The sequence below is a fragment of the Streptomyces inhibens genome (assembly GCF_003389455.1).
Classification (GTDB): domain Bacteria; phylum Actinomycetota; class Actinomycetes; order Streptomycetales; family Streptomycetaceae; genus Streptomyces; species Streptomyces inhibens.
The window spans coordinates 1-9,591 of record NZ_QUAC01000046.1; the positions used below are offsets into that span (position 1 = coordinate 1).

Consider the following 9,591-nt stretch of genomic DNA (forward strand, 5'->3'; position numbering starts at 1 on the left):
CGGCCCGCCCGAGTACGAGGGGCGGGCCGGCCGCCACGGTCAGGCCGCGACCGGGACCTCGGGCGCGGCGCCGTTCGACGCCGGTGTCAGCGCCAGCTCCAGGACCTGGCGGACATCCGCGACCGGGTGGACATCGAGGTCTTCGAGGATCTCGGCCGGTACATCGTCCAGATCCGGCTCATTGCGCTTGGGGATGATGACGGTGGTGATCCCCGCGCGGTGCGCCGCGAGCAGCTTCTGCTTGACGCCGCCGATCGGCAGCACCCGCCCGGTCAGCGAGACCTCACCGGTCATCGCCACATCCGGCCGGACCTGCCGGCCCGACAGCAGCGAGGCCAGGGCCGTCGTCATCGTCACGCCCGCACTCGGCCCGTCCTTGGGAACGGCGCCCGCCGGTACGTGCAGATGCACTCCGCGCTCCTTCAGGTCGGCGACCGGAAGCTCCAGCTCCGCGCCGTGCGAGCGCAGGAACGACAGCGCGATGTGTGCGGACTCCTTCATGACATCGCCGAGCTGGCCGGTCAGCTGGAGCCCGGACGCGCCGGTCTCCGGGTCCGCCAGCGACGCCTCCACGTAGAGCACATCGCCGCCGGCGCCGGTGACCGCGAGACCGGTGACCACGCCGGGCACCGCGGTGCGCCGCTCGGCCGGGTCCTGTGCCGACTCGGGGGTGTGGTGCGGCCGCCCGATCAGCGGGCGCAGCTCGTCCACCCCCACCGTGAACGGCAGCTTCCGCTCGCCGAGTTCGTGCTGGGCAGCCACCTTGCGCAGCAGCCTGGCGATCGCCCGCTCCAGATTCCGTACGCCCGCCTCGCGGGTGTACTCGCCCGCCAGCTTGCGCAGCGCGTCGTCCTCCAGCGTCACCTCTCCGGGCTCCAGACCGGTCCGCTCCAGCTGACGCGGCAGCAGGTGGTCCCGGGCGATGACGACCTTCTCGTCCTCGGTGTAACCGTCCAGCCGGACCAGCTCCATCCGGTCGAGCAGCGGCTCGGGGATGGCTTCGAGGACGTTGGCGGTGGCCAGGAAGACCACATCGCTGAGGTCGAGTTCGACCTCCAGGTAGTGGTCGCGGAAGGTGTGGTTCTGCGCGGGGTCCAGGACCTCCAGGAGGGCGGCTGCCGGGTCGCCCCGGAAGTCGGATCCCACCTTGTCGATCTCGTCGAGCAGCACCACCGGGTTCATCGACCCGGCCTCCTTGACGGCCCGTACGATCCGGCCGGGCAGCGCGCCGACGTACGTACGGCGGTGACCGCGGATCTCCGCCTCGTCCCGGACGCCGCCGAGCGCGACCCGGACGAACTTACGGCCCATGGCCCGCGCGACGGACTCGCCGAGCGAGGTCTTGCCGACGCCGGGCGGCCCGACGAGCGCCAGCACGGCCCCTCCGCGACGGCCGCCCACGAGGCCGAGGCCGCGCTCCGCCCGCCGCTTGCGGACGGCCAGGTATTCGGTGATCCGCTCCTTGACGTCCTCCAGGCCCGAGTGGTCCGCGTCCAGGATCTCCTTGGCGCCGGCGATGTCGTAGGCGGAAGCGCTGTCATCAGTTCGTTCGTTCCACGGCAGTTCGAGCACGGTGTCCAGCCAGGTGCGGATCCAGGAGCCCTCGGGGCTCTGGTCGCTGGACCGCTCCAGCTTGTCGACCTCCTTGAGGGCGGCCTTGCGGACGTCCTCGGGCAGGTCGGCGGCCTCCACGCGGGCGCGGTAGTCGTCGCCCTCGTCCTCCGGATCGCCGTTGAGCCCGGCGAGTTCCTTACGGACCGCCTCCAGCTGCCGCCGCAGCAGGAACTCCCGCTGCTGCTTGTCGACGCCCTCCTGGACGTCCTTGGCGATGGACTCGGCGACGTCCTGCTCGGCGAGGTGGTGGCGCAGCGCCTCGGTGGCGAACTTCAGCCGTGCGACCGGGTCGACGGTCTCCAGCAGCTGGACCTTCTGTTCGGTGGTCAGGAACGGCGAGTAGCCGGAGTTGTCGGCGAGGGTGGGCACATCCTCGATCTGCTGGACGCGGTCGACGACCTGCCAGGCGCCGCGCTTGCGCAGCCAGCTGGTGGCCAGCGCCTTGTACTCCGTGACGAGTTCGGCGACCGAGCCGGGCAGCGGTTCGGGCACCGTCTCCTCGACGGTCGTCCCCTCCACCCAGAGCGCGGCACCGGGCCCGGTCGTGCCGGAACCGATCCGCACCCGGCCCAGGCCTCGGATCAGGGCTCCGGGATCGCCGTCGGACAGCCGTCCGACCTGCTCGATCCGCCCGAGCGTGCCGATCCCCGCATAGGTGCCGTCGACCCGGGGCACAAGCAGCACCCGCGGCTTGTTACCCGATGAGGCGGCGGCCTGCGCGGCCTCCACCGCGGCGCGGACATCCGCGTCGGACAGGTCCAGCGGCACCACCATGCCCGGGAGGACGACCTCGTCATCGAGGGGCAGCACGGGCAGAGTGAGCGATGTGGACGTCGAAGCCATGATCTCCCCTTCGGCAAGCAAGTTGAGCTTTACCCACTCAATGCAGCCGGGGCAGGGGATGTTCCCTCTCGCGCGTTCGCTGTGAGCGATCAGGGGCGGCTGCCGGTCGCGCTGCCCGGCCCACGGCCACGGCCGCGGCCGACAGCTGGGCCGGGCAGGCGCCGCTTCGCTACCAGTGGGCGGGCCGGTTCAGCGCCGCCGGCAGCTTGGTGGCAGCGTCACCCCGGGCCGCGTTGAGCTGAGCCTGGGTGAGGAAGATGGCGCCGGTCAGGTCGGCTCCGCGCAGATCGGCATCCCGCAGATCGGCTCCGATCAGGTCCGCCGTGCGCAGGTCCGCGCCCTGGAGGTCGGCGGCTATGAGATACGCCCCGCGGAGGTTGGCGCCCTGGAGGTTCGCACCCTTGAGCCGGGCCCCCATGAGGTCGGCGCCCCGCCGCTCCTTCTTGCGGCCCGGGACCGTGGCCCGTACGAGCTCACTGGTGCGCAGCAGCAGCGCGTTGACCTCGCCCCGGTGGGCCGCCACATCCAGCTCCGTGAGCTCCTGGGCGCCGGCCCGGGTGAGACCCTCGGTCTTCTCCAGCGCGGCGCGCAGATCGGCGTGCACGGGGCGGGCGGGCCGCAGGGTCAGCGCCTCGGCCAGGTACCAGAGGAGTTCGTGCAGCTGCCGCATGACGGGGAAGACGTCGAACATCTGCCGGGCGGTGCCCGGCGCCTGCCGCCAGTCCTGGCCGCCGAAGGTGACCTGGGAGACCTTCTGTCCGGCGCCGAAGCAGTCGAAGACGGTGCAGCCGGAGAAGCCGCGCGGCCGCAGTTCGGTGTGGATGCCGCAGCGGAAGTCCGTCTGCAGATTCGGGCAGGGCCGGCCGGCGTCCTTGTCGATCGCGAAGTCCGCCGAGGCGGCGAACGGCAGCGCGACACAGCACAGTCCGAAGCAGCTGCCGCAGTCGGACTGCAGGCCGAGATCGACGATGTCCGGAATTGATTGTTCGCGGTCTGTCGACTGCGCGCGGTCTGGGGACAAGGTGCCTGTACTCCTGCGGCCGGCCGGCGGGCGTGGCACAGGGCCGCGCCCGGAGGGAAGCCACCATTCTCCCAGGAGGAGAAGCGGGCCCGCGCCCGGCCGGTTTCGATCGCCGCGGCCGGGCACCGCGCCGTCCGCCGCCCGGCGTTGTCGGTGGTCGCCCCTAGCCTCGGGACCATGAGCATGATCGGAGAGTACGCACGTGTCACACCTGCCGAACTCGACCGCGCCCTCGGCGATCCCGAGTGGGCGCTGAAGCTGGTCATCGGGCGGATGGAAGCGGAGTCCGCGCAGCGCCCCGAGCCGGCGCGGGCGCGTTGCCTGGATGTCGACAAGGCCTGGGACGCCCTCGGTTTCCTGCTGCGCCGCGCGGCCTTCCCGGTGGACATCGTCCATGGCGAACAGGCCGTCCCCGACGCGGAGGACTGGGGCTACGGCCCGCCCCGTTACCTCACCCCCGAGCAGGTGCGAACCGCCGCCGGGGCGCTGGCGGAGATGTCCGGCGCGAGCCTGACGGCCGGTGTCGGGCCGGAGGACCTCGCCAGGGCCGAGGTGTATCCGGCGATCGTGTGGGAGCGGGGCGAGCCGCTGGACTATGTGAGCGGGTACTACGACCTGCTGCGGCCGTTCTTCCGCGCGGCGGCGGACGAGGGGGACGCCATGCTCATATGGCTCGGCTAGGGCGTGTCTTTCGGATCAGCCCGGATCAGCCCGCGGCGTCTGGTGCACTGCACTCGCTGCGCTCGCTCCGTCTCGGCTCTTTGATTCATCCTTCGGATGCCGAGCTGCATCGCAAGGCGGAGCATCGCCCTCGGACTGGGTGTCCGTGGGCGATGCGACAACGCGGCGTGGGGTACCCCCAGCGTTAGCTGGGGAAGTGCCGTGCCTGGGGGCACCTCCCAGCGGTAGCTGGGGGAGCGTCGCGGGCCCGGGCTGATCCGAAAGACACGCCCCAGAGAGGCGGGCCCAGCCGGCGGACCGGGGCGGGGCAACCCCCCGCCGCTGCTCCTCACACCTCGTCANCAGAGAGGCGGGCCCAGCCGGCGGACCGGGGCGGGGCAACCCCCCGCCGCTGCTCCTCACACCTCGTCAGGGCTGCTACCTTCGCCGCATGTTGCAGCGGATGTCCGGTGTATTCATCGGTGCACTCTTCGGGACGATCTTCGTGGTCGCCAATGCGCACGATCCGCTGAATCCCGCGGTCGGTATCGCACTCCGGGTGCTCGCGGTGCTCACCTTCGCCGGGCTGCTGGCGCTCGCGCTGCTGGCGGGCCGGCGTGGACGGCCCGCGCCCGACGACGCCGAGGCCCCCCAAGCGGACTGGTTCCGCGGGAAGTTCGGCTTTGTCGTCGGAGCCGAGGCGGTGCTGCTGATCGGCGGCAATCTGGCGCTGCGCGCGGCGGGAGCCCCCGAGGAGACCGCGGTGGCCTGGATCGCGCTGATCGTGGGGCTGCACTTCGTGGCGCTGATGGCGGTCTGGAAGCGGCGCAGCATCGCCGTGCCCGGCGCGGCGCTGACCGCACTCGGCGCGATCGGGCTCGGTATGGCGGCGACCTCCGCCGTGGCGTGGGTGCCGTTCGTCAGTGGCGTGCTGTCCGGCGTGGCGCTGCTGGGCGGCTGCGGGTACGCCATCGCCCACACGTACCGGAGGACCGTACGGCCGTAGGCCCGCGGCACCCGGTACCGCCGTAGGCCCGCGGCACCCCGTACGGCCTCAGGCCCCGCGGCCCCGTACGGCCTTGGACCCTGCGGCCCCGTCCGGCCGTAGGCTCCGCAGCCCCACCCCGGAACTCAGTACGTCCGCACGCCCCGCAACGCCGGATGGCCCAGATCTCCCAGGAGCGGCGCGGGCCCGGCGCGGCGCTCGCGCCAGTGGCGCAGCAGCGGCCAGCTCGCCACCCCCAGGGTGAGCGAGAGCAGATGGCCCCAGTCGCTCAACGGGTCGGCGTAGACGAGCAGATCGGTGAGGGCCAGATAGCCGACGCCGGTCAGCAGCGGCAGCCGCGACCAGGCGGGCAGCAGCCCGGCAAGGGCTCCGGTGCAGGTCATCACGCCGAAGCTGATGCCGTAGTCGAGGCGGTGCAGGGAGCTTTCGGGCAGCTGTCCGGCGGCGACCGAGAAGGCGACGGGCAGTTCGGTGGCGAGGGTGGCCAGCACATGCCCGCCGAAGAAGACGGCGGCGGTGCGCAGCCCGCCCATCCGCCGCTCCAGGGCGGTCAGCACGAAGAGGAAGGCGACCGCGTAGGCGGAGGTCATCCCACCGGCGATCCACAGGGCGCTGGCGGCCAGCACCAGCAGCGGGGCCTGCGCGAGATGGACGACGTCGGTGCTGGAGCCCTGCAGCAGCTGGGAGACCAGCGCCGGGTCGGCGTACTGGGCGAACAGCGAGGTGGCCACGAGGAGGACGGCGTAGCCGAAGGTGAAGGGGGTGCCGGCGGGGGTGGGCAGCAGCCGCCGGAGCCGCCCTCGCGCACCCGGCCGGCCGGCGTCCGGCGCCACGTCCTCCGCGACGGCACCGGCCGCCTGGCCCGCGCACTGCCGGGGGATCCCCGCGAGCAGCACCGGCCGCTCACCCGGCCGGGTGACCGGTCCCGTGGTCCCGGCCGGCGCACTCTCGGCCTGCATTCTCCCGGCGGTTCCCAGCCAGCTCACGGTCCGAGGCCCCTTCCGTCCATCGCGCATCCGGTGAGCCACGCCCGATCGCCCGGCCGTGATTGCTCTGCCCTGCACTACGTTGCGCACCAGCCTGCACGCTCAACCCATGAAGAACCTGTGTGAGTGACATCCATCACATCGGGCAACCGTCATTCGACACGTCACGTCAGCGCGACCGGCGGCGCGCACCTCCCCCAAAGTGTTGGACCGCCGCGGCCCGTATTGGCCACCATGGGCGCCATGGTTCCCGTGACTCCGCCGCAGGCAACGACCGGCCCGTCGCCGGCCCCGCGCACGATCGACCGCCGTGAGGGCCCGTACGGCGAGGTGGTGCTGCGACAGCGGGGCGGGGCCCCGGAGCCCGGATCCGACGGCCGCGGAGGCCCCGCGGCGCCCGTGGTCCACGAGATCATCGCCAACGGCTGCTTCCTGATGGACACCTCCGACGGCCGCTCCGAGCGGCTGCTGATCGACGCCGCGCTCGCCGAGCTGCCGGCCGGCCGCGCGCGGCCCACCGTGCTGATCGGCGGCCTCGGCGTCGGCTTCTCCCTGGCGCGGGCGGCCGAACAGCCGCGCTGGGGCCGGATCACCGTCGTCGAGCGCGAGGAGGCGGTCATCGACTGGCACCGTACGGGCCCGCTGTCGGCCGTCTCCGCGGCGGCGCTGGCCGATCCGCGCACCGAGATCCTGCACACCGACCTGGTCGCCCACCTCTGCGACGGGGCGGGTCAGGACACCTACGACGCGCTGTGTCTGGACATCGACAACGGCCCCGACTGGACCGTCACCGAGGGCAACGACAGCCTCTACTCCCCCACCGGACTCGCCGCCTGCCGCGACCGGCTGACACCGGGCGGAGTGCTCGCCGTCTGGTCCGCGCAGCCCTCCCCGAAATTCGAACAGGCCCTACGAAATGCCGGGTTCAGCGGGGTACGGACGGAAGAGATCCCCGTTGTCCGAGGCGTCCCGGACGTGGTCCACCTGGCGTGGAAGGATGCGTAGCCGACAGTCACACCATGCCCGTACGCTGCTGCCCAGCAATACGCGACCACGCAGGGGACATGCAGGGGCGGGCGATGGACCAGACTCAGACAACGCAGGGCGGCGCCGCCGCTGCCACGCCGGGCGCCCAGCGCCGGGTACTGGTCGTGGAGGACGACCCGACGATCGTCGATGCCATCGCGGCCCGGCTGCGCGCCGAGGGCTTCCAGGTGCAGACGGCGACCGACGGCCCGGCCGCGGTGGACACCGCCGAGGCCTGGCAGCCCGATCTGCTGGTCCTCGATGTGATGCTGCCGGGCTTCGACGGCCTGGAGGTCTGCCGCCGGGTCCAGGCACAGCGGCCGGTCCCGGTGATGATGCTCACCGCCCGCGACGACGAGACCGACATGCTGGTCGGCCTCGGCGTCGGCGCCGACGACTACATGACCAAGCCGTTCTCCATGCGGGAGCTGGCCGCCCGGGTGCATGTGCTGCTGCGCCGGGTCGAGCGCGCCGCACTGGCCGCGCACACCCCGCGCACCGGCATCCTGCGGCTGGGCGAGCTGGAGATCGACCACGCCCAGCGCCGGGTCCGGGTGCGCGGCGCCGACGTGCATCTGACGCCCACCGAGTTCGATCTGCTGGTCTGCCTGGCGAACACCCCGCGCGCGGTGCTCTCCCGTGAGCAGCTGCTGGCCGAGGTGTGGGACTGGGCGGACGCCTCCGGGACGCGCACGGTCGACAGCCACATCAAGGCGCTGCGCCGCAAGATCGGCGCCGAGCGCATCCGTACCGTCCACGGCGTCGGCTACGCCCTGGAGACCCCGCCCGCATGACGCGGCGGTGGCGGACGCACATGAGCGTGCTGTGGCAGCGGGTCTGGGACGGGCTACGGCCGCTGGACCCGTACCGCTCGGTCAAGGCCGCGCTCGGCGCGCTGGTCAGCGTCTCGGTGATCATCACCACACTGCTGGTGTTCGTCGCGATGCACTCGGCGACCGAGCTGCGGGTGATCACGATCTTCTCGATCATCGCCTCGCTGCTGATCACCCAGTTCGTGGCGAACAGCCTGACCGCCCCGCTGGGCGAGATGACGGATGTCACCCGCTCCATGGCACACGGTGACTACAGCCGCCGGGTGCGCTCGGAGCGCCGCGACGAGTTCGGCGACCTGGCGGAGGCCTTCAACCGGATGGCGGCCGACCTGGAGGCGGTGGACACCCACCGCAAGGAGCTGGTCGCCAATGTCTCGCACGAGCTGCGCACCCCCATCGCCGCGCTGCGCGCCGTCCTGGAGAACGTCGTCGACGGCGTCTGCGAGCCGGATCCGGAGACGATGCGTACGGCGCTGAAGCAGACCGAGCGGCTGGGCCGGCTGGTCGAGCACCTCCTGGACCTGTCCCGGCTGGACAACGGAGTGGTGCCGCTGCACGTCCGGCGCTTCGAGGTCTGGCCGTATCTGTCCGGGGTGCTGAAGGAGGCCAATATGAGCCGCGGCGCCTCCACGCTGTCCGGACTGGCCGGCTCCGGCACCCACACCCGTACGGACGTCCATCTCCACCTCGATGTCTCGCCGCCGGAGCTGACCGCGCACGCCGACGCCGAGCGGCTGCACCAGGTCGTCGCCAATCTCATCGACAACGCGATCAAGCACAGCCCCCGGCACGGCCGGGTCACGGTGCACGCACGGCGCGGCGAGGGGCCTCAGAGCCTGGAGCTGGACGTGCAGGACGAGGGGCCCGGCATCCCCGCTTCGGAGCGCCACCGGGTCTTCGAGCGGTTCAACCGCGGCGGGCCGTCGCCCTCGGGTCCCGGCAGCGACGGCGGTACGGGCCTGGGCCTGGCGATCGCGCGCTGGGCGGTGGATCTGCACGGCGGGCGCATCGGAGTGGCCGAATCACCTCGGGGTTGCCGGATCCGGGTCACTCTTCCGGGGCTGGAGTCGGCTCGAAGCTGACGGCCGCTGACGTAGGGTCGGTGGTAGGAGCACTCATCCCGTGGGTGCGACGGCGGTGAGGGCTACCCGCACGCGGGCAAACTTGGTGTGTTTCCCGCCAAGTCATGCCCCGAAACCCCTCGGGGAATGTGACGTACACGACGAGTAGCCCTCCCGGACTGCACCGAAGGTCACAAGAGGCGTAGCCTTTATTCCCGCTGTCCACCACCTTAGGAAGCGGAAGAGGGCGGTTGCCGCCGTGTCGCTACAGTCCCCCAACAGCTCGAGCATCTCGACCGACCAAGAGGGGCAGGGAAAGAACCCTGCTGCCGCGTTCGGTCCCAATGAGTGGCTCGTCGACGAGATCTACCAGCAGTACCTCCAGGACCCGAACTCGGTAGACCGAGCCTGGTGGGACTTCTTCGCCGACTACAAGCCGGGCGGCGCCACCGCGCCGAGCAAGCCGACGGAGGGCTCCGCCCCCGCTCCGGCCGCCCCGGCCCCGTCGTCCCCGGCCGCGCCTGCCGCCGCAGCGGCTCCC

General features: G+C 72.1%; 9 protein-coding genes. 6 read left to right on the plus strand and 3 right to left on the minus strand.

The window, feature by feature from the left end:
• Positions 1–39: 39 nt before the first annotated feature.
• Entirely contained in the window at positions 40–2,457 is a 2,418-nt protein-coding gene (gene lon, locus DY245_RS06850; protein ID WP_128504567.1) for an endopeptidase La, read from the minus strand.
• 169 nt (positions 2,458–2,626) lie between these two features.
• Positions 2,627–3,478, minus strand: coding sequence for a pentapeptide repeat-containing protein (locus DY245_RS06855; protein WP_128504569.1), 852 nt, complete (start codon positions 3,476–3,478; stop codon positions 2,627–2,629).
• 177 nt (positions 3,479–3,655) lie between these two features.
• Here DY245_RS06855 and DY245_RS06860 point away from each other — a divergent pair, with 177 nt between their 5' ends.
• Together DY245_RS06860 and DY245_RS06865 are read left to right on the plus strand one after the other, a co-directional pair.
• Positions 3,656–4,159 carry a YfbM family protein gene (locus DY245_RS06860; RefSeq protein WP_244942877.1) on the plus strand — a complete coding sequence of 168 codons (504 nt, stop codon included), beginning with the start codon at positions 3,656–3,658 and terminating at the stop codon, positions 4,157–4,159.
• 442 nt (positions 4,160–4,601) lie between these two features.
• Entirely contained in the window at positions 4,602–5,144 is a 543-nt protein-coding gene (locus tag DY245_RS06865) for a hypothetical protein (protein WP_244942878.1), read from the plus strand.
• A gap of 125 nt (positions 5,145–5,269) precedes the next feature.
• On the opposite strand, the gene DY245_RS06870 is transcribed toward DY245_RS06865, so the two are convergent.
• Complete coding sequence (locus DY245_RS06870; RefSeq protein ID WP_128504582.1) at positions 5,270–6,103, minus strand: rhomboid-like protein; 834 nt, start codon at positions 6,101–6,103, stop codon at positions 5,270–5,272.
• Between the two features lie 270 nt (positions 6,104–6,373).
• Here DY245_RS06870 and DY245_RS06875 point away from each other — a divergent pair, with 270 nt between their 5' ends.
• The 4 genes from DY245_RS06875 to DY245_RS06890 form a co-directional block, all read left to right on the plus strand.
• The gene (locus tag DY245_RS06875) at positions 6,374–7,135 is read left to right on the plus strand and encodes a spermidine synthase family protein (RefSeq protein WP_128504573.1); all 762 of its coding nucleotides are present in this window, start codon (positions 6,374–6,376) and stop codon (positions 7,133–7,135) included.
• 74 nt (positions 7,136–7,209) lie between these two features.
• Positions 7,210–7,950, plus strand: coding sequence for a response regulator transcription factor (locus DY245_RS06880; RefSeq protein WP_128504575.1), 741 nt, complete (start codon positions 7,210–7,212; stop codon positions 7,948–7,950).
• Positions 7,947–9,071, plus strand: a complete 1,125-nt coding sequence (locus DY245_RS06885) for a HAMP domain-containing sensor histidine kinase (RefSeq protein WP_128504577.1) — start codon at positions 7,947–7,949, stop codon at positions 9,069–9,071. Before DY245_RS06880 ends, DY245_RS06885 begins: the two co-directional genes overlap by 4 nt.
• Positions 9,072–9,309: 238 nt before the next feature.
• Positions 9,310–9,591, plus strand: a 282-nt coding sequence (locus DY245_RS06890) for a 2-oxoglutarate dehydrogenase E1 subunit family protein (protein ID WP_147318330.1), incomplete at its 3' end; no start/stop codon positions are given.

Coding starts and splice junctions, on each gene's coding strand:
- DY245_RS06880 (WP_128504575.1), top strand. CDS start 7,210: ATGGACCAGACTCAGACAACGCAGGGCGGCGCCGCCGCTGCCACGCCG.
- DY245_RS06875 (WP_128504573.1), top strand. CDS start 6,374: ATGGTTCCCGTGACTCCGCCGCAGGCAACGACCGGCCCGTCGCCGGCC.
- lon (WP_128504567.1), bottom strand. CDS start 2,457: ATGGCTTCGACGTCCACATCGCTCACTCTGCCCGTGCTGCCCCTCGAT.
- DY245_RS06870 (WP_128504582.1), bottom strand. CDS start 6,103: ATGCAGGCCGAGAGTGCGCCGGCCGGGACCACGGGACCGGTCACCCGG.
- DY245_RS06885 (WP_128504577.1), top strand. CDS start 7,947: ATGACGCGGCGGTGGCGGACGCACATGAGCGTGCTGTGGCAGCGGGTC.
- DY245_RS06865 (WP_244942878.1), top strand. CDS start 4,602: ATGTCCGGTGTATTCATCGGTGCACTCTTCGGGACGATCTTCGTGGTC.
- DY245_RS06860 (WP_244942877.1), top strand. CDS start 3,656: ATGAGCATGATCGGAGAGTACGCACGTGTCACACCTGCCGAACTCGAC.